The sequence below is a fragment of the Ruegeria sp. HKCCD7296 genome, from assembly GCF_013110775.1.
Taxonomy (GTDB): Bacteria; Pseudomonadota; Alphaproteobacteria; order Rhodobacterales; family Rhodobacteraceae; genus Ruegeria.
Window position 1 is genome coordinate 35,061 of record NZ_WVRF01000019.1, and the last position, 20,762, is coordinate 55,822.

The 20,762-nt window shown below is 56.7% G+C and carries 16 protein-coding genes; 8 read left to right on the top strand and 8 right to left on the bottom strand.

Annotated elements, in window-relative coordinates; all coding sequences use genetic code 11:
* Positions 1-3: 3 nt before the first annotated feature.
* Positions 4-1,236 carry a mandelate racemase/muconate lactonizing enzyme family protein gene (locus GS632_RS19550; RefSeq protein ID WP_171721909.1) on the top strand — a complete coding sequence of 411 codons (1,233 nt, stop codon included), beginning with the start codon at positions 4-6 and terminating at the stop codon, positions 1,234-1,236.
* 112 nt (positions 1,237-1,348) lie between these two features.
* The gene (locus tag GS632_RS19555; RefSeq protein WP_171181572.1) at positions 1,349-1,636 is read left to right on the top strand and encodes a helix-turn-helix transcriptional regulator; all 288 of its coding nucleotides are present in this window, start codon (positions 1,349-1,351) and stop codon (positions 1,634-1,636) included.
* Between the two features lie 4 nt (positions 1,637-1,640).
* Here the strand turns inward: GS632_RS19555 and GS632_RS19560 are convergent, their stop codons facing one another.
* Positions 1,641-4,637, bottom strand: coding sequence for a cyclic nucleotide-binding domain-containing protein (locus tag GS632_RS19560; protein ID WP_171181574.1), 2,997 nt, complete (start codon positions 4,635-4,637; stop codon positions 1,641-1,643).
* A gap of 245 nt (positions 4,638-4,882) precedes the next feature.
* Between GS632_RS19560 and GS632_RS19565 the strand changes: the two genes are divergently transcribed.
* Positions 4,883-5,245: a DUF3307 domain-containing protein gene (locus GS632_RS19565; RefSeq protein WP_171181576.1), complete on the top strand. Its 363-nt coding sequence runs from the start codon at positions 4,883-4,885 to the stop codon at positions 5,243-5,245.
* Between the two features lie 5 nt (positions 5,246-5,250).
* On the opposite strand, the gene GS632_RS19570 is transcribed toward GS632_RS19565, so the two are convergent.
* The 7 genes from GS632_RS19570 to GS632_RS19600 form a co-directional block, all read right to left on the bottom strand.
* The gene (locus GS632_RS19570) at positions 5,251-5,982 is read right to left on the bottom strand and encodes a hypothetical protein (protein WP_171181492.1); all 732 of its coding nucleotides are present in this window, start codon (positions 5,980-5,982) and stop codon (positions 5,251-5,253) included.
* Positions 5,983-6,038: 56 nt separating this feature from the next.
* A complete protein-coding gene (locus GS632_RS19575; protein ID WP_171181495.1) occupies positions 6,039-7,343 on the bottom strand; it encodes an FAD-binding oxidoreductase in 1,305 nt (434 codons plus the stop codon).
* Positions 7,340-8,014, bottom strand: a complete 675-nt coding sequence (locus GS632_RS19580) for a TetR/AcrR family transcriptional regulator (RefSeq protein WP_171181497.1) — start codon at positions 8,012-8,014, stop codon at positions 7,340-7,342. Before GS632_RS19580 ends, GS632_RS19575 begins: the two co-directional genes overlap by 4 nt.
* On the bottom strand, positions 8,015-9,559 hold the full coding sequence (locus GS632_RS19585; protein WP_171181500.1) for a trimethylamine methyltransferase family protein: 1,545 nt from the start codon (positions 9,557-9,559) through the stop codon (positions 8,015-8,017).
* Between the two features lie 2 nt (positions 9,560-9,561).
* On the bottom strand, positions 9,562-11,964 hold the full coding sequence (locus tag GS632_RS19590; protein WP_171721908.1) for an FAD-dependent oxidoreductase: 2,403 nt from the start codon (positions 11,962-11,964) through the stop codon (positions 9,562-9,564).
* A 113-nt stretch (positions 11,965-12,077) separates the two neighbouring features.
* Positions 12,078-12,707: a glutathione S-transferase family protein gene (locus GS632_RS19595; protein ID WP_171181504.1), complete on the bottom strand. Its 630-nt coding sequence runs from the start codon at positions 12,705-12,707 to the stop codon at positions 12,078-12,080.
* A gap of 18 nt (positions 12,708-12,725) precedes the next feature.
* The gene (locus GS632_RS19600; protein WP_348540064.1) at positions 12,726-13,223 is read right to left on the bottom strand and encodes a class I SAM-dependent methyltransferase; all 498 of its coding nucleotides are present in this window, start codon (positions 13,221-13,223) and stop codon (positions 12,726-12,728) included.
* Between the two features lie 233 nt (positions 13,224-13,456).
* On the opposite strand from GS632_RS19600, the gene GS632_RS19605 reads away from it, so the two are divergent.
* From GS632_RS19605 to GS632_RS19625, 5 genes are read left to right on the top strand one after another with little or no spacing between them, the layout of a single operon-like run.
* Positions 13,457-15,229 (top strand): ABC transporter ATP-binding protein, encoded by a 1,773-nt coding sequence (locus GS632_RS19605; protein WP_171181506.1) that lies wholly within the window; start codon positions 13,457-13,459, stop codon positions 15,227-15,229.
* Positions 15,222-17,135 (top strand): ABC transporter substrate-binding protein, encoded by a 1,914-nt coding sequence (locus GS632_RS19610; RefSeq protein WP_171181508.1) that lies wholly within the window; start codon positions 15,222-15,224, stop codon positions 17,133-17,135. The genes GS632_RS19605 and GS632_RS19610 overlap by 8 nt, the downstream gene beginning before the upstream one ends.
* Before the next feature lie 14 nt (positions 17,136-17,149).
* Positions 17,150-18,178 (top strand): ABC transporter permease, encoded by a 1,029-nt coding sequence (locus GS632_RS19615; protein WP_171094404.1) that lies wholly within the window; start codon positions 17,150-17,152, stop codon positions 18,176-18,178.
* Positions 18,175-19,329 (top strand): ABC transporter permease, encoded by a 1,155-nt coding sequence (locus GS632_RS19620; protein WP_171181511.1) that lies wholly within the window; start codon positions 18,175-18,177, stop codon positions 19,327-19,329. The genes GS632_RS19615 and GS632_RS19620 overlap by 4 nt, the downstream gene beginning before the upstream one ends.
* Positions 19,326-20,681: a CoA transferase gene (locus GS632_RS19625; RefSeq protein ID WP_171721907.1), complete on the top strand. Its 1,356-nt coding sequence runs from the start codon at positions 19,326-19,328 to the stop codon at positions 20,679-20,681. The genes GS632_RS19620 and GS632_RS19625 overlap by 4 nt, the downstream gene beginning before the upstream one ends.
* Positions 20,682-20,762: the final 81 nt, after the last annotated feature.

The window sequence follows — 20,762 nt, forward strand, 5'->3', positions numbered from 1 at the left end:
GGGATGAAACTGCAGGATCTCGACATTATCGTCACCGCCCCACCGGCGCCGGGTTGGGGTGGGCGATATTGGGTATTGGTTAAGGTGACGACCGATACTGGCATCACCGGCTGGGGCGAATGCTATGCCTCCTCCGTCGGGCCAGAGGCGATGCGCCATGTCATTCAGGACGTGTTCGAACGGCATATGCAGGGTGAAAACCCCGAAAACATCGAGCTGATGTTCCGCCGTGCATATTCCAGCGGCTTCACCCAGCGACCAGACCTGACCGTAATGGGCGCGTTTTCAGGGTTGGAGATCGCCTGCTGGGATATTCTGGGCAAGGATCGCGACCGCCCCGTCTATGCTTTGCTGGGTGGAAAAATGAACGCCCGAATCCGTGCCTATACGTATCTTTATCCCCTGCCCCGGCATAATCTGACTGATTTCTGGACTTCTCCTGAACAGGCCGGCGAAACGGCTGCTGCAATGGTGCAGCGTGGCTATACTGCCGTCAAATTCGACCCGGCAGGCCCTTATACGATCCGGGGAGGCCACATGCCCGCCATGAGCGACATTTCCATGTCGGTCGCTTTCTGCAAGGCGATCCGCGAAGCCGTGGGCGACAAGGCCGATCTGCTATTCGGCACGCATGGTCAATTCAACACCGCCGGGGCCATTCGGCTGGGGCAAGCGTTGGAACCTTATCATCCGCTTTGGTTCGAAGAACCCACGCCGCCGGACATGATCGAAGACATGGCTCGCGTCGCCCGCAATGTCCGCATACCCGTCGCCACCGGAGAACGCATGACAACCAAGGCCGAATTCGGTGCCGTTTTGCGCGCCGGGGCCGCGGAAATCCTGCAACCGGCGTTGGGACGCGCGGGCGGGATCTGGGAGATGAAGAAAGTTGCCGCAATGGCTGAGGTCTTCAACGCTCAGATGGCACCGCATCTCTATGCAGGGCCGGTGGAATGGGCGGCTAATATCCATCTGGCTGCGTCGATCCCTAATTTGCTGTTGCTGGAAAGCATCGAAACACCGTTCCATGACCAACTGATCAAAGGGTCTGTTCGGGTCGAGGACGGGTTCGTAACCGCGCCAACAGCGCCTGGCCTTGGGATCGACGTTGACGAAGCCCTGGCCCGCGCGCATCCCTATGAGGGCCGCGACCTGCACTTGCAAATGCAGGAGGACCCCTGCGATTACGCCAACGGCAACGCTTTTCAAGGCGGCGCACCGGCAACCGAGGGGTGACAACACCAGTGTGTTTAGGGCATATTGTTCCGATAAAAAGCGGAACAACGGTCACAACGTGGAACTCAAAGAAACCGATCCTCAGGCGCGCAGCACGGACACTCTGCCGGACATGAAAGACAATGCCGCCCGCGCGGCTGCCTACCTTAAAACACTGGCCCATGAGGGACGGCTGATGATCCTGTGCCACCTTGGGGACGGAGAGAAATCCGTGGGTCAGCTTGAGAATCTGCTTGAGCTGCGTCAAGCCGCTGTTAGCCAGATGCTGGCCCGCCTGCGTGAAGAAGGGCTTGTCTCAACCCGCAGAGAGGGCAAGACGGTCTACTATTCCTTGCGTGATGGGAACACGGAACAAGTGATCGGCCTGCTCTACAAACTGTTCTGCGCAGAAGACACCTGATCCCCTAGCTTGAAACGTAGCCTGCAATCACCTGAAGCAGCTTGAAGGCGGTTGCAGCGTCATTCTCGACGACGGCAAGGAATTCCTCTTCGCCAATCCGCAGACAAGACAGCTGAGTTTCTGCCACCATACTCAACGCGCGCGGCTCTTTGCGGATCAGGCCCAGCTCTCCGACCAAAGCGCCCGGTCCAACGGTGGTGATCAACTGATCCGGCCCTTGATCCTGCGGCAGGTACAATCCGGCCTCACCCTCAAGCACAACATAGGCACCATCGGTTGGCTGGTCGTCTTTTAGGAAAACCACTTGCCCGGGCTCGGCGTCAAACCAGCGAGCACCAAAGGCCAACAGGCGCAACTGACGTCGGTCCAGACCAGAGAACAACGGGGTCTGTTCCAGAGCACGCAATTTCCGCGCCAGATCTGCCGATGCTGCGCTGTCTTCCTCCACGTCTACCGGCCCTCCGTCCGAGACCACACGACCTTGCCTGATTTCAACGAACATGTCGAATACATCGGGGTTTTCAAACTGATCGTTCAAGTAGATGACAGTAGTCTCCGGCAGCAACTCACGCAGCTTTTTGTAGACGGCCACCTGCGTTTTCATGTCGTAACTGGCCAAGGCGTTTTCCAAGATCAGGACGTCCGGTTTCTTGATCGTTGCGCGCGTAAACGCAAGTGGCTCTGCAAACACCGCGGGCAGGTTCTGACCACCCAAGGCCACCGGCACGTCATAAATCAGTTCCGTCACCAATGGCCGCGCACCGTTTTCGGCCAACACATCGACAATCAGCTTGCGCGCCTCATCGGAACGGGCCCCGCCAATCTGACTGACTTTACCAAAAAGCGCGTTTTCCATGACTGTCAGACCGGGTGCGTATACCTCCGGGTCCAGCGGAACAAAAACATCCTTCAGACGTTCCATCAGCTTCTCAGAGTGGCTGTGTCGAAGTTCGAGAATCCGGTCCTTCAGCTCATCGGTGAAAGCTGGGCCGATCTGTTCCGCCGAAATAACAAACGGCACAGCCAGCATATTTGCCAACTGTGCATCGTCCAACCCGGCCGAGCCTTCTTTGCGGGTCTGCTCAACCAGTTCGACCGCAGCCTCATAGGTCTTTGCATCCAACCCGAGCTTGCGGAACAACGGGTGATCCGTACCGTCCAAACCAAAAATCTGGCGCAACATCTCGATCACGTCGCGGGTCAATGCGATCAGCGTTTCATCCAGCCCCAACTCTCGCAGCTGGCCCAGAAAGACCGTCTGTTCTACCAGCAAAGCGTGTGTCACCGGAACGCAGGGCGTGGCAAACAGAAGATTCTCGGCAACAGGCAGGGCGGGGTTGTACAGATTGCGGTCGAAGATCAACGCCTGTTGTTCCAGACCCGCGTCCTGAACGGCTTTGCGCACAATTGGACGCAACTCGACCAGTTTCTGAGCCAGTTCGCAATGCTCAGCGGCGTTAAAGCTTTGTTCTGCACCACGCTGGAACAGGGCCGCACCAGACCCCATCCCGTCGATCAGCTGCAACCACCAATCGCGCAAGGCCGCCGCGTCCGGAAGCCCTGCCAAAGACGGATCAAGCCAATCCACCTTGAACGGGTCGGAACTGTTTCCTGCCCGCAGGGTTTCGCGAAAATCGGGGTCATCTGCGCTCTCTGACAACGGTCTGAACCGCATAGGCATCATTACGTTGTCGCCCAAAGTGCCCTGAAACATCACAGGGCGGGACGTAGCATAACCTATACGTGAGGCCACAACGCCCTGATGCAGTTCGGCCAGGTTCACATCCCCGATACGCACCTTGCCACCACTGGGCAAGATTTCACGCGTCAAAAGTTCGGCGATGGCACGGCGGTCTTCCTCGCTGGGGGCGGAAATGCCGATCGTCTTGCCGCCCGGAAAGCTGAGGTTCAGATCGTCCAACACCTGATTGCCGTCCATGTCCCGAACCGAAACATGATCCAGCACAATATCATCGTTCAGATTGGGGCGTGCGTCAGCTTCGCCCTCAAACAAGGCTTCGTCCTGCATTCCGCTGGGCGCAAAGCGGTCAATCACCACGTCCCAACGCAAAGACATGTCCTGTGTCTGGTTGTAGTAGGTCAAAAGCTCTTTCCAAGGTGAGCTCAGATCTTTGTAGGCCGCAAGCGCTGCAACCAGCGCCCCCAGCGAGACCGAGCCTTGCAGCACCAGCAGACCGCCGATCAGATAGAACATGAATGGCGTCAATTGAGAGATGAAGTTGTTTATGAATTTCATAAAAAACTTCTTCTGGTAGATCTCGAACCGGATGCCGAACAACCGCCCCAACTGATCAGAGATCATCGCCCGGCGATAACGCCAGCCACCATTGGCGCGCAGCGTCGAAGCCCCTGCAGCGTTTTCACCGATTTGGGCCGCAAGCACCCGCACTTCTTGAATACGCTTTTTGTTCAGCAGGTTGATTTGGCGTTGCAGTTTGGGGATCAGCCAGGCTTGTACCGGAATCAGTGCCACCGCGGCCAAGCCGAACCAAAAGCTTTGCAGGAACAAAAAGGCAAGGATCGTGATCATCTGACCCGCCTGCAATACAGGCTGGCTGATCGCATCCCCCATCAACCCGCCCATCGGCTCGCTTTCGGCGGTGATCATCGACACCATCTCGCCCTGGCTGACGCGTTCGAAATAGGGTTGTGGAAATCGCAACGCACGGCTGATCAACTGATACCGAAAGCGCCGCAGCATCCGCTCGCTCAGCACACCTTTCATGGTGTTGATGCGCATTTTCATCAGGCCATGCCCCAATACGGCCGCTAAAAACGCAAAGCATAGAATAACCAGAAAATTCGTCTGCGACATCGTATAGCCCCAGATGGTTACTTCTGGGTTGGGTGCACCAATCGCATCATTGATAATGCGCTTAGGCAGTTCCAACGTCAGGTAAAGCAGCGGGAACAATGTCGCTGTCACAGCCAACAAGATCAGCTGGTCGCGTTTGGAGTACTTCCAGATAAAGCGGAAAATCGTGCGTTCTATGGAACCTGCCCCTGCTGCTGACCGACGACGCGGTTCAGATGTTATCCACGCAAATTCAACAGCATGACTCTAATGCCATCCAGACATAATTGGCAATTTTTTTCCCGATTGTGCGAATTCTTAAGCTTATGTGAACTAGTTCATTTACGTATGCCCATCTAATTGCCTAGAGTGGTCAGCAGGACGAGATCGGGAGGGTTCTTTTGGCTGCCAGTTTTGGCGCAGTGTTCGTTATGCTTTGCTTATTGCTTGTAAAGCACATGTTCGCTGACTTTTACCTCCAGACACCGAAAATGCTCTCTGGACGCGGTGAGTATTTTCATTGGGGACGTGCACAGCATGCAGCAGTACATGTTGCAGGTTCTATTATTGTGTTCTTGGTTTTTGGCGCACCTTTGGCGTTTATTCTGATTGTCGCAGCGCTTGAATGGATAATCCACTTCAACATCGATTTCGTCAAAGCCAGCTATTCTGACAAAAACCAGCTGGAACCTTCGCAAGCCGCCTTTTGGCGCGCTGCCGGGTTGGATCAGTTGATGCACAACCTGACATATGTGGCGATGGTCTGGGCGTGGGTTAGCTTTGCAGCAGCCTGAATAGGTTACGCCGCCTCTTTCAACGCACCCATTCTGTACGCCCGAAGCCACATTCGATCCAATGCGTCGATCTTTTCGGGATCGAATCTTTCTTCGACCTCCCAATACCGACCTGAGTCGACGTAATAGCCCAGATCGTGTTCTATTTGGCGTGCTGGACCCATTCCTAATGTGTCAATAAGTGGTGACGCGGACAGATTAGACCGGCTGGTTGAGGAAAAGACCAATCGGCTGGGCCCGTTGGACAACCGAACTGCTCTGCACCCCTGTTTGGCTGCAAAAAGAGCCAGACGCGCAGATTTAGCTTCGAGCGATCGCAGAGTCACATCGTCCCGCAACGGGTCCGCGGCCCCGGTTCCGTAAAAATGGGTCTTGCCAGAACCCGAATACATCATGTCGCATCCAAAAAACGCCAATACATCCGGATTCAGAGCCGCCAGCGCCCAATACCCGGCTGTAAAAGCCATCGTGCCGCCCGCGTAGACGAACCCGCCATATTCGTTCTGCTTGGGCACATAGTCTTGCGCAGTGACGATGCTTTGCGCTTTGGTAACGTCCTTCGGACATCTGTCAGTCGGAAAATCTTCGGGATGGATTAAGTAGTCCCAGTCCTCTCGAATGCGCCACGCGTTGTTGATGGCGACAATATGCGTGAAGGGCTGGCGCGACCAAGCCCTCGCTTCTAAGGCCGAAGGAGCACTGCCCAGAATCAGAACTTTGGTTTGTCGGTCGGTCATAGCGGGGCCACCCTCTTTGCCAGCCCCGCAAGACGTAGATCGTTTACAGGCCGTGACTAGCCCAGCACCGAGAAACTACTTTCTTCGTTGATCGGACGTTTGCGCGAATAAAAGCCGACATCGATGCTCCGCTTGATATAGGGCAGTTCGAACTGCAACGGTTCTGCGTCATGGTCGGCACCACCCTCGCAATACGAGATCAGAGCCGTCATCATCTTACCCGCAATCGGCGCGTTTTTGTATTGGTTCCCGCTGGAACCGCAGGCCATGTAGAACCCCGGCAGGCTGGATTTGTCATAGATCGGAATCCAGTCGGTGGACGCATCATACAGGTCAACAACGCCCCGCGTTTTCGACGGGATGCCAAGACTGGGGACACGTTGCGCATAGCGCATCGCCTGCGTGGTCCATTGGTCAGTGAACTCACGGTTATAGTTCACATCGTCCTCGCACCACTGATGCGGATCACATTCCGGGTCTTCTGATCCGACAAGGATATGGTTTCCATGTTCCGGGCGACAATAACAGGCGATGTCGCTGTCCGAGACGATGGTTCCGTCATTTTCAAAGTCGAACCCTTCTGGTGCCGGAACATGTACCACCTCTTGCCGCAAGGGTCGGGTTTTGATGGTCATGTCGTCCAGAACACCGGCCATCTCGTTGATGATCGCCGAACCCGGCCCCGCAACGTTGACGACGACCTTGGCGTGGATTTCCTCGCCCGAGGCCAGTTTGACGCCGGAAACGCGCCCGCCCTCGGTCAGGATTTCAGCAACTTCAGCGCCGGTGCGCATCTCGGCCCCATGCTGCTTCGCGGCATCCATCAGGTTCTGCGCAGACAAGGCCGGGTCGGTGACATACCCCGCTTGCGGCCAATATACACCCCCGGTCATCTTCCGCCCGTTGGACTGGCCAAACTCGGGATCATCCATACGGCGCGCCGGGGCAAAACTGTCCAGCGAATAAACCGGCAGGCGCTCCACCACTTTCTCAGCCGACCATTCCTCGAAGGGGCAGTCCAAATCCGACGAATTGCGCATGTGCTTTTCCAACATACCGTTCGCCTCGGTCTTCATGACCAGACAACCGGTTTCCCGGAACTGGGCCAGATTGGCATCTTCGGGCAGACCCAAATAGTCGGCCCAGTCGCGCCAGTAATGGTAGCCTTCCCAGGCAAAGGCCGTTCCGTCAAAGGTCGAATAATGCATTCGGATTATTGCACAAGACCCGGCGGTTGAGCCGTGACCAACCTGAGAATTGCGGTCTAAAGACAGGGTTTTCCACCCCGCCTTCGACATCTCGAACGCAATGGCCGCGCCGATCACACCCGTGCCAATGATGATTGCGTCTGGTTGACTCATTTCAAGTCTCCTTTCCAATAACGCATTGTATATGCGCTGAATTCTTCAACTTCTTCTGGCTTTGGCTCAACGCCGGTAAACGTGTAGAGGTAGTGCGCCAATAGCGAGATCCGCATCTCAATTGGTTCGTTCATTTGTGCCAGGTCATAGCCAATCTGCATGTAATACAGTACCCGCGCTCGAGTTTCGGCCTCGATCTCGGAATAGCCGTAGCGGGCAAACATTGCGTGCAGTGCCGCAAGGCGACGCGCGTCGGATTGGTCCAGCGCACGCCGCACCTTGCCGGATTTACGCGCCCAGTCACGTACGGCAAAGTCCAGCGCAGTGTCGAACAACTCGCTGTTTACCACACAACGATGCACGTTGCAGACAGCTGCTGTGATTGTCTCAGCCGGGGCCTCCGCCTGCTTGATCAATGCTGCCGTATTGGTGGCTTGCCAGCGGGCAAGCAGCGCATCCATCAGTTCTTGCCGAGATTTGAAGTACCAATAAAAGGATGAGCGCGATACAGCCATCCGCTCAGCAAGATTCAGAACCTTAATTTGATCTATCCCGTCCGAAATCAGCACGTCCATTGCCACATTCAACCAATCGTCACGCGTGACCTTGACGTTGCCGATCAAGGGTTCAGCCTTGGGATCATCGCGGTGAAGGACAGGTTTTGTATTCATTCAACTCTCCGGCGGCGCGCCGCCCTCGGCAGTCCGACGCGCAATAAAGTCGTGCATGGCACCCAAGCGGTCACTGTCAGTACTTGGTGCTTTGAAGTCGCTCAGGATGCCTTTCCAAACGTCAGTAGCCCGATTATTCGCATCAACCGCCCCACGTTCGGTCCAGGTGCCAAAGTTGGCATAGTCATGAAGATGCGGTTGATAGAACTCGGTATTGTACCGCTCCATCGTCTGGCTTGAGGCAAAGAAATGTCCACTGGGTTCGACCTCACGCAAGGCCGTATCATATCCGATCTCTGCCGCGCCTGCCTGTGCACCCGCGCAAAGTTCGGCCACCATGTTCAGGACCTCGGCATCGCAGACCAGTTTTTCGAAGGATACGGTCAGGCCACCCTCCAGCCAACCTGCGGAATGGATGATCACGGTTGCCCCGGCCATCAGGCAGCCCCAAAGGCCAAACTGGTTCTCGTTCGCGGCCTGCACATCGTTGATGTTTGACGCTGATCCTGCTGCCGACCGCCAAGGCAACCCCAGGTGCCGCGCCAATTGACCCGCAGCCAGAGACGCCTGGAAATGCGAAGGCGTCCCGAATGCAGGGGCACCAGATTTCATATCCACGTTGCTTGTAAACGTTCCATAACAGACCGGAGCACCGGGCTTGGCAAGCTGGGTCAGGGTCAAAGCGGCAAGCGCTTCGGCATGGGACAAGGTGATCGCCCCGGCCACAGTAATCGGAGCCATCGCGCCCATCAGGGTAAACGGCGTGATGATCGACATCTGACCATGCCGCGCGAAGTCGATCAGACCTTGCGCCATCGGAATATCCAAAGTGCGCGGGCTATTGGTGTTGATGATCGTGTAACAATGCGCATTGCCCTGGAATTCATCACTCGAAAGGCCACGGGCCGTGGACAGCATCTCAAAGCAATCCATCACCTGCGGCGTGCCGCGCGAGAAAAAGAACGGGAACTTGTCTGTAAGCTCCATCTGCGCTTGCGTGGTAAAATAGTGGCGCAAATGGGTTGGTACGTCCTGCGGCTCGACCTGAGGCGAGATCATCTGGAATACATCGAAATGGTGCGTGAGCTTCAGAAACTCCAGATAATCCTGCCCTGTCGCGGGGCGACGTCCACGTTCAAGGTCGGTCGCATTCGGAGCCCCGGCACCGGGTTGAAAGACCAAAGTGCCCAGTTCAAGCGTGAAATCCCGCCGCCGCGCTCCGGCTCGGCAATCAATAGATTTGGGGGCCGAGGCCACAGCGGCCCCAACCATCTCGCGCCCGATGAAGACCATTTCACTGTCTTCGTCCACGCGCGCACCACCTTGTTTGAAAAGCTTGCGCGCCTCGGGTAGCAGACATTTTACGCCCAATTCTTCCAACGTACGCAACGCAGTCTCATGCATGTCGGCGATCTGATCCGCCGGAAACACCTCCATTTGCGGGAAAGGGTTCTTGAGCTGGCGATAGTTCACATCGCGACTGGGTTGCGGGGCGGCTTCGGCCCCCCGCCCGCGCCGCCTGCGTCCTCGGTCCTGAGCGGTCATGATCAGCCTCGCATCGCTTTGCCTTGCGGGTCATAAGGCGACGGCGCAACCACGCGTGCCGACCGTTCCACGCCAACCACATGGACGGACAGTTCAGTACCCGGTTCAGCTTTGTCGCGGTCAATCAGCGCCATCGCTAGCGATTTGCCGGTGTAATGCCCATAGCCACCCGAGGTTACGAAACCAACGCGTTCACCATTGGCCCAGATCGGCTCGTACCCGCTGGCATCCGCGTCCACAGCATCGATTTCCAACGTCGCCTGTACCTGTGCCGGACCATTGCCATTGCGTTCGGCAAGCGCGGCCTCTTTGCCGACAAACTCTTTTTCCCAATCGATCCAGCGATCCATGCCAGTCATGCCGGGTGTATAGGCTTGCGTGAACTCCGCTGACCAAATGCCAAAGCTCTTTTCCAACCGGGTCGACCCCATGGCGTTGAAACCAACCTCGCGAAGGCCTTCTTCGGCACCGGCCTCCAACAAGATACGGCGCAGTTTGATGTGGTCGCCATAGCGGCAGTTGATCTCGTACCCCTTTTCGCCGGTCACGGACATGCGCGCCACGCGAGCACGAACAAGGCCGATGTCGAAATCGCCGCAGCCCATGAATTTCAAGCCCGAGATATCCTGCTCCGCCAGCTTTTCGACCACAGCCTGCGATTTCGGCCCAACCACGGCAAAGCCGCAATATTCCTCACCCAGATCACGCAGTTCGACACCGTCAATCATATGATCGTCAAACCAGCGCTTGTGCCAGGCACGCAGATAGTAGCTGCCCATGATCCACCAGGTGCCGTCGCCCCAGTTCAAAACGGTCAAATCGCCCTTAAGCCGCCCATCCTTGCCCAGCATCGGGGCCAGTTTCGCGCGCCCCGGGGCAGGCAGTTTCGAGGCCATCACCCTGTCGAGCCACGCTTCGGCATTCGGACCGGTCACTTCAAACCGAGAAAAGCCCGAGATATCCATCAGGCCCACGCCTTCACGGATGGCCTTGCATTCTTCAGTCACGATGTCATGTGCATTGGACCGCTTAAGCGTTGGTGTTTCCTCGAAACCCTTTGGTGCGAAATACAGCGGCACCTCCAGATCCCAGCTGACGCCCCATTTGCAGCCAGCCTCGGTCATCGCGTCATGCGCAGGAGCCATCTTCAGCGGACGGCCTGCAGGCAGTTGTTCGTTTGGATAGGTCATCACAAAACGGCGGGAATAGAACTGACCCGTGGTCTCGCGGATATAGCGCTTGTTCTGCGCATAGTCGCCGTAGCGGGCCACATCCATTGACCAGGCATCAGCCTCGGGCTCGCCATGGATCATCCATTCGGCCAAGGTCTTACCCACGCCTCCACCTTGAAGGAAGCCCGCCATCACCGCACAGGCAGACCAATAGCCACGTTTGCCCGGCACCGGACCGACCAAAGGGTTACCGTCGGGCGAAAAGGTAAATGCGCCGTTCACCCATGTCTTGATGCCGACATTCTGAATCGAAGGATAACGTTCAAAACCCAGCGTCAATTCGTTCTCGATCCGGTCAAGCTGTTCCTGAAACAGCTCTTCGCCATAGTTCCACGGCGCGCCGTCCATGGCCCAATGCTCGTGATCTACTTCATAAATGCCGACCAGAACGCCCTTTTGGTCCTGCCGCATATAGGTGAATCCTTCCAGGTCCACGGTCATCGGCATCTCAAAATCGGCGGCTGCGACTTCGGGCACTGTGTCAGTGATCAGATAGTGGTGCTTAAGCGGTGATACCGGCAATTCGACGCCAGCCATGCGCCCGACCTGCTTGGCCCACAGGCCCGCCGCATTGACCACATGTTCGCAAGTAATCGTGCCCTTGTCGGTCACAACCTTCCAACCTTCATCGCTTTGAATCAGTTCCTCGACTTTGGTTTCTTCGTAATACTCAGCACCGCGTTTTCGGGCCGCTGTTGCATAAGCCTGCACTGTTCCGGTTGTGTCGATATACCCTTCACGATCCGCCCACATAGCACCCAGCACGCCCTCGGTGGACATGATCGGACAACGTTTCTGGGCCTCTTGCGGGGTCAGCAACTCGCAATCGTCAATCCCGATGGACTGGAAAATTCGGTAGTTGGCCTGCAACCACTCCCACCGTTCGGGCGTTCCGGCAAGAGTCAGACCGCCGGTCATGTGCAAACCGATATTCTGACCCGATTCCTTTTCGATTTCACTGAGCAGGTCGATGGTATACGCCTGCAGTGACGCCATATTCGGGTCGGCATTCAACGCGTGGATACCGCCAGCCGCGTGCCACGAAGAGCCCGACGCAAGCCGCCGCCGTTCAAGCATCACGACATCCGACCAGCCAAACTTGGCCAGATGATACAGAACCGAGGCCCCGACGACCCCGCCCCCAATGACAACAACGCGATACTGAGATTTCATCTGAACCTCCCCAAAACAAAATCTGGGAAAACGCTAGTGGCACTGTTCATTTCTGTCTAGACATTTCTGTACAGTGCAGGCCAGCAGGGATGGGCGCCTTGGAACGGTGGTCGCTAAAGCTTGGCGCTAGGACGCGACTGGATGCTTTCAAACCATGCGATCGTCGCAGTATTGCCTTCAGGGATTCGCGTTTTAATCACACGCGCGAAATCGACAAAAACAAAGGTCGAGATGTCAGCTAGAGTGAAGTCGTCACCCGCGATGAATGCGCTTTCGGTCAACCGCGCCTCGAGCAGATCAAAAAACTGAATCACACGGTCTTTTCCGCGCTGCGCCAGTTCCGGGATTTGGGCATAGTTGGACGGACCAGGAATAGCGCGGTCTCGAAAAGCCGGATGACTGTTGCGCAGCGTTTCGGCGATGGGCAAACCACCCTGCTGTTCGGCGATCGCATTCCACATCAGAACCAGACCTTTTTCATCGGGGGTCCGACCCATCAAAGGCGGTTCGGGAAAACGTGCCTCAAGATAAGCGGCAATACCCATGTTCTCGGTGAGAACTGTACCATCATCGGTTACCAGGACAGGCACGGTGGCGCGCGGATTGACGGCGCGGAATTTATCGCTCAGTTGCGCGCCTTCGGCGATCGAGACTTCTCGGGTCTCGATCTCAAGCCCTTTTTCCGCAATGAACATGCGGGCTCGCCTGGGGTTGGGGGCTGTTGAGCAGTCGTAGAAAATCATGCTGGTGCCCCTTTCAGATCAACGGCGGTAAATGAAACAGCGCCCTTCAACGGCACCTTCGGGCAGCGGCATTTCTGTCAGCCCGTCGAAATACATGCGATCACTGGACACCATCAGACCGCCCTGCGCCAGCAAAGGTTCAATCAGCGGCGAGACGAACCGAGCAAATTTATCGTTCTTCTCACGGTTATGCCCGCCCAAGTCTGCGTGGATAAGGCTCGCTGTTGCGCCAAACCGGTCAACGGATGCAGGCAACGTATCGCGCACATCCCCCAGAATCACCCGATCCTCGGGTGGGGTTGAGTCTGGGTGAGAAGCCACCGCGCGTTCGAACACATAAACCGGGCGGTCATCCATATGCTGCACAAGATGGTGATAGGTACGGCCATTGCCCAAACCCAACTCGAAAACCGGGCCTTTCATGCCCGCCGTATGCGCAATCGCAAAATCCAGACACGCGCGTTGCGACACCATGCGGTCGATGAACAGATCCAGGCGGCTTTGATTCTCGGACACCAGCACATATCTCCTTGATACTATTCGGAAGCATAGATGCGCCCGATGCGGCCCTAGATGACAAATTCTCAAGACTTTGTGTAGCGATGAAGCCCAAAGTTTCACAATTCCGCGACATTTCAGCCCAAGAACGGGTTTGACTAGTCGGGCGGAACCGCGCGACACTAAGCAAAAAATCACGGGGAGTTGAATTAACCGATGTCACCTTTTGGTCAAACGGGTAGAAAACCCGCATGAACGCGTTGTTGTCCGTCAGAAACCTGAGCATTGGCTTTGGTACGGGCAATTCCGTGGTCACGGATGTGAACTTCGACGTCGAGGCCGGTCAGACGCTTGCACTAGTGGGTGAATCCGGATCGGGCAAAACAATCACATGTCGGGCCGCTTTGCGTATTCTACCCCGCTCTGCACAGATCCGCAGCGGCACAATTACGCTGAACGATTCCAAAGGTACGTGCGAGCTTACATCGGTCTCGGAACGCGAGATGCGCAACATACGCGGCAACCGGGTTTCGATGATCTTTCAAGAACCTATGCGTTCACTGTCGCCCCTGCACAAGATCGGCAATCAAGTCAGCGAAGTCTTGTGGCTGCATCGTGGTCTTTCAGAAGCCGAGGCCCGCAAAGAAGTTCTGAGGCAGTTTGATCGCGTGGGTTTCCCCGACCCCCAGCGCGCTTATGACTCGTACCCGTTTGAATTGTCCGGCGGGATGCGTCAGCGCGCTATGATCGCAATGGCGATGGTATCCAAGCCCGAACTGCTGATAGCGGACGAACCAACCACTGCGCTGGATGTGACCACACAGGCGCAGGTGCTGGGGCTGATCAAGGAATTGCAGCGCGAGACCGGCATGGCGTTGATCCTTGTCACCCATGACCTGGGTGTCGTCGCCAATATGGCCGAACAGGTCGTGGTCATGCACAAGGGTCGCATCATGGAGTCGGGCCCGGCCGCGCCAATCCTGACCGCTCCGGCTCATCCTTATACGAAACAGTTGTTCGATGCCGCGCCGGAAATTCCGGATCAGGATGCCGTAGGTATTCCGATGCCAGACGAAGATCTGATTCTTCAGATGAAGGACGTGTCCAAGACCTACACCATGCGGTCCAGCAAGGGGTGGCAAGCCGACACCGCAATCTATGCCTGTCGCGGCGTCGACCTGAACCTTGCACGCGGCAAAACGCTGGCCATTGTTGGCGAAAGCGGATCGGGAAAGACGACAGCAGCCCGGATCGCATTGGGTGCCGAATTGCCCGACCCTGGTGGCGAAGTTCTGTTCCGCACTGCACCTGACGTCGACCCAATCACGGTGCACAGCATGACGCGCGCCCAGCGCACGGCGTTTCAGCGAAAGGCACAAATGGTCTTTCAGGACCCCTATAGCTCGCTCAGTCCGCGTATGCGCATTCAGGACGCGATGACCGAACCGTTGGAAATCCACAAGATCGGCACCGCAGCGGAACAGCGCGACAAAGCAGCCGAGATGCTGCAACGTGTCGGTTTGACAGAAGACATGCTGAAACGCTATCCCCACGCTTTCTCCGGCGGGCAGCGGCAGCGCCTTTCTGTGGCCCGTGCCATGATGTTGGACCCGCAACTGATTGTCTGTGACGAACCCACATCGGCTCTGGATGTCTCGGTTCAGGAACAAATCCTGACCTTGCTGGAGAACCTTCAGGACAGCCTGAACCTGTCCTATCTGTTTATCTCGCACGATCTGGCCGTTGTCGCCCGGATTGCCGACGAAGTTGCCGTTATGCGGCGCGGCCTGATTGTCGAACAGGCACCGCCCGAAACGCTTTTCTACAATCCGCGTCACCCTTACACCAAGGCGCTGATTGCCGCTCAACCCGAACCCGACATCAACCGTCCAATTGACCTGCAAATGGTTTCATTGGGCGCCGGCGCACCGGACAGTTGGGAAGAAGCCTTCCGTTTCTCGGACACCGTGATACCTTCATTGGTGGAATTGGAACCGGGCCATAAGGTACGTTGCCATGTTTAAGACCACTCGCCCCCTGATCCTGGCCGCAATGCTGGCCCTGACGGGGATGCTGCCCGCCACGGCAGAAACCTTTCCTACTCCTCAGGAAAGCGCCTTCTGGAGCGCTGAAGTAGAAGCAGGCAACCTTCCGCCGATCGAAGAACGTCTTCCCAAGGAACCGCTGGTTGTTGATCTGACCGCCAAAGGCCGCGAATTCGGAACCCAAGGCGGTACGCTGCGTACGATGGTGACACGGTCGAAAGATATCCGCCAAATGGTCGTCTACGGCTATGCCCGCCTTGTTGGGTTTAACCAGGACTATGAAATTGTGCCCGATCTGCTGGCCTCGTTCGAGAACGAAGACAATCGCAAGTTCACGCTGAAACTGCGGGAAGGGCACAAATGGTCAGACGGCTCGCCCTTCACCTCGGAAGATTTCCGCTATTGGTGGGAAGAGGTTGCCAATAACGAACTGCTCAGCCCTTCAGGTCCGCTTGAGTTTCTGATCGTCGAAGGCAAATCACCAACGGTTACATTTCCTGATGAAACCACGGTGATCTTCGAATGGGAGGATCCAAACCCGGACTTCCTGCAAACGCTTGCCAATGCGCGACCGCCATTTATTTACCGTCCGTCCGCCTTCCTCAAACAGTATCACGAAAAATACGCCGATCCCGAGGAGCTGGCCTTTCTTGTTGAAGATGCAAGGGTCAAAAGCTGGGCCGCGTTGCACAACAAGCTGGACAACCTTTACAAGTTCGACAACCACGAACTGCCGACTTTGCAACCTTGGCTAAACGCAAGCTCGGGCAAGAAGATCAGGCATAACTTTGTGCGCAACCCCTACTACCACCGTATCGACAGCAACGGGGTACAGTTGCCCTATATCGACGTGGTTGAGATGGAGATTGTTGCCCCCGGCCTTGTCGCCGCCAAGACCAACGCAGGTGAAAGCGATCTGCAAGGTCGCGGATTGGCCTTCCGGGACGCGTCGATCCTTAAAAAAGGTGAGGCCCAAGGCGGCTACAAAACGCTGCTGTGGAAAACCGGCGTAGCGTCCCAGGTTGCGATCTATCCGAACCTTAACTTTGCGGATGACGTCTGGCGCGACGTGTTGCGCGACGTTCGTGTGCGACGTGCCTTGTCGCTGAGTATCGACCGCAAGACCATCAATCAGGCTCTGTATTTCAAACTGGCGCGCCCCGCAGCGATGTCAGTGCTGCCCGCTTCGCCGTTCTACAATGAAGAGAACGCCGAGGCCTGGGCGCAATACGATATTGATCAGGCCAATGCCCTGCTGGACGAAGCCGGTCTGACGCAGCGCGATAAAAACGGCATCCGTTTGCTGCCCGATGGCCGCCCGATGGAGTTGATCATCGAAACCGCAGGTGAAAGGCAAGAGGTCGAGAATGCCCTGCAAATCGTCACCGACAACTGGCGCGAGATCGGGGTCAAACTGGTGATGCGTCCACTGGACCGCGACATTCTGCGCAACCGGGTGTTTGCGGGCAACTCGATGGCTTCAGTTTGGTTTGGATGGGATGACGGAATCCCGCAGGCTCACACTTCACCAGCTTATCTGGCACCCACTGATCAAGTGTTCCTCGCTTGGCCCAAATGGGGTCAATATTACCAGACAAAGGGTGAAGTTGGAGAAGCCCCTGACATGCCCGAAGCCGAACGTCTGATGGAACTGGCCCATGATTGGGAAATCGCCACAAGCGATGAAGAACGCACGGCAGCCTGGACAGAAATGCTGAAAATTCATGCGGACCAACTGTATGCAATTGGCATCCTGAACGGCGCGCCGCAGCCGGTGGTTGTCTCGAATCGTCTGCGCAACGTACCGGAACAGGCTATGTGGGCATGGGAACCAGGCGCGCATTTCGGCATCCATCGCCCGGATGAGTTCTTTTTCGCTGACTGAGCAGGAGCAGCAAAATGGTCATGCTGCGCTATGCGGTCTATCGGTTCTTTACGATGCTGCTGACTTTGTTGGTAGTTTCGGTCCTGATTTTCACAATCATCAACCTGCCGCCCGGTGATTACCTGAGCAACCAGATCGCCGAGCTTCAGGCCTCGGGGCAATCTGCCGGTGTCGCCAAGGCCGAGTTTCTGCGCACGGAATACGCTTTGGATCGTCCCATCTGGGAGCAATACCTGATCTGGATGGGGTTCTGGCCCGGACCGCACGGGTTTTCCGGTCTAATTCAAGGAAACTATGGCTGGTCTTTTGAATTTGACCGTCCCGTATCAGAAATTGTTGGCGATACGCTTTGGTTGACTGTGGTCGTCAATCTGGCTGCGATCTTGTTTGTCTATGCCGTAGCTTTGCCCCTTGGTGTTATCGCCGCGGCGCGGTCGCGAACGTGGATCGACTATACCTCGGCTTTTGTTGGATATTTGGGCCTGGCCACACCGAACTTCCTTTTGGCTCTGATCTTGTTCTACTACGGACACCAGTATTTCAACCTGCCCATTGGTGGCCTTATGGATCCCAAGTTCGAAGGCGAGCCGATGAGTTGGGACAAGCTGAAATCCATCCTCATTCATTTGATCGTGCCAACCTTCGTGATCGGCACCTCTGGGGCCTCGGCCATGATGCAGCGCCTGCGGGCAAATATGCTGGATGAGCTTGGCAAGCCTTATGTCGAAACTGCGATTGCCAAAGGTATGGCCCCGTCGCGGATGCTGACCAAATACCCACTGCGTGTGGCCTTTAACCCTTTCGTGGCCGATATCGGCAACCTGCTTCCGTCAATGGTATCAGGCTCAGTTCTGGTTTCCGTCGTTCTGGGCCTGCAAACAATTGGCCCGACCCTGCTGACGGCTTTGAAAACGCAGGATCAGTTTCTGTCGGCCTTCATCCTGATGTTCGTCGCTTTGCTCACGCTGATCGGAACGATGATCTCGGATATTCTGCTGGTGATGCTGGATCCGCGCATCCGTTATGAGGGGCGCGAAGCATGACTGATCGTCCCGATGACCGCTTTGTCGATGACGCGCCATTTGATCCGCAAGCGTCTGTTCAGCAGCTCGAACGCGCCGATCTGGACGCGCCAAATTGGGTGCTGGTCTGGCGCAAGTTCCGCACTCACAAGCTTGGCCTGATCTCTGGCATTTTCTTGCTGTTTTGTTATCTGATGTTGCCCTTTGCCGGGTTTATCGCACCCTATGGGCCGAACGAGCGAAATGGCGAACACCTCTATGCCCCGCCGCAATCTGTAAATTGGTTCCATGAGGGTGAGTTCATCGGGCCCCATGTGTATCCGATCGTCGCCGAAGCGGATCTTGAGACATTCCAGTGGAAATTTGTGCCCGACACAGACGACCCTCGTCCCATCAGGTTCTTTTGCGAAGGGTCAGAGTACCGTTTGGCCGGGTTCATACCGTCCGACACTCATCTGTTCTGCGCCCCCGAAGGCGCCACCCTGTTCCTGTGGGGATCTGACCGACTGGGGCGCGACATCTTCAGTCGTATCCTTTATGGCGCTCAGCTTTCGTTGACGGTGGGCCTGATCGGTATCTCTGTGTCGTTCTTTCTGGGCATCTTGTTCGGCTCGATGGCGGGCTATTTCGGCGGGCGCATCGACTGGACGATCAACCGAGTCATCGAAATTCTGCGCTCGTTGCCGGAACTGCCACTCTGGCTGGCGCTGTCCGCCGCCGTACCATCGAACTGGAGCCCTGTGGCGGTTTTCTTCATCATTTCGATTATCCTGGGCATACTCGACTGGCCTGGCCTTGCGCGTTCAGTTAGGGCCAAGTTCCTGTCACTGCGTGAGGAAGAATATGTGCGCGCGGCTGAAATGATGGGCGCGAGCTCGGGCCGGGTGATCCGCAAACACCTGCTACCCAACTTCATGTCGCACCTGATCGCATCAGCCACCTTGTCGATACCGGCCATGATCCTGGGGGAAACAGCGCTTAGTTTCCTTGGGTTGGGTCTGCGGGCACCTGCGGTCAGTTGGGGTGTCATGCTGAATGATGCACAGAACCTCGCCTCGATCGAAATCTACCCGTGGACGGCCATCCCGATGCTACCGATCATCGTGGTCGTGCTGGCGTTCAACTTCCTCGGTGATGGGCTGCGCGACAGCCTGGACCCCTATCAGCAATGAGCCTTCTGGCCACCCTTCCTGCTGCGGACAGCTATCGCAAAACGGGTGAAGGCGCGCTGCCCAGCGCTTTTGCCGTTTCTGAATTGGCCACAGCCAGCTTTGCGGCGGTAGGTCACGAAATGGCCCGGTTGATGCAAGCGCTCAACCTGCTCTCCGTTAAACCTGAGATCACGGTCGATCACCGGCTGGCGTCCCTTTGGTTCGGCTATTCTTTCAAACCAGACGGTTGGGACATGCCAAGCCTGTGGGATGCGGTCGCAGGCGACTATAAAGCCTCGGACGGCTGGATCAGGTTGCACACCAACTTAACTCGCCACCGAGCGGCTGCGCTGAAGGTTCTTGGTACTCCGCCTGATCGCGAGGCCGTGGCAACTGCCGTTAAGTCATGGTCCATAGCGGATCTGGAAACTGCCGTCGTGGCGGAAGGCGGCGTTGCCGCTGCGATGCGCAGTCGAGCCGAGTGGCTGGAACATCCGCAAGGCCGCGCCGTGTCACGCGATCCGCTGATCGGTTGGCAGGGGCCGCGTTATGTCAAGCTGCGCGACAGGCCGCACGCGACCGCCAAACGGCCCCTGGCGGGATTACGCGTGCTTGACCTGACACGTGTTCTGGCCGGTCCGGTCTCGACCCGCACGCTGGCCGGTTTCGGCGCCGAGGTTCTGCGCATCGACCCGCCTGATTGGGATGAACCGGGGGTGATCCCTGACATCTCACTGGGAAAGCACTGCGCCTATCTGGACCTGAAAACAAACGATGGCATGAAGCGGCTGCAAGAGCTGCTGTCACAAGCGGATGTGTTTGTGCACGGGTATCGACCGGGCGCATTGGATGTTTTGGGCCTGACGCGCGCCAAACGTGACGAATTGGCTCCGAACCGGATCGAGGTCACTCTGGATGCCTATGGCTGGCAGGGGCCATGGTCCACCCGGCGCGGTTTTGACAGCCTTGTGCAGATGAGCGCGGGCATCGCCCATACCGGAATGGGCTGGGCGCAGGCGGACAAACCTACCCCCCTGCCGGTTCAGGCCCTTGATCACGCAACAGGGTATTTGATGGCGGCCGCTGTTCTGTCCGCCCTGTCAGAGGCCGCATCGGGCAGTTCCATCATGCACGCCAACCTGTCCCTTGCCCGCACAGCTGAACTTCTGGCTGTCCTTGGCAAGGACGATACCGAAGCAGCACCGATCAATCCGACACCCAAAGACTACAACACGGAAACCGAAGCATCTGGCTGGGGGCCCGGTCATCGGCTCAAACCTGCGCTTAAAGTCGGCGAGGCATCAATGCACTGGGATTTGCCTGCATCGAAATTGGGCACATCACAGCCCATTTGGCCCTTGAACGCCAATTGACCCAACCGCCGCGCGGAACGCGCGGCTGGGCCCAACATATTGACGGGATCTCGTCAGAGATGTCCCTCAAAATGGCGGGAG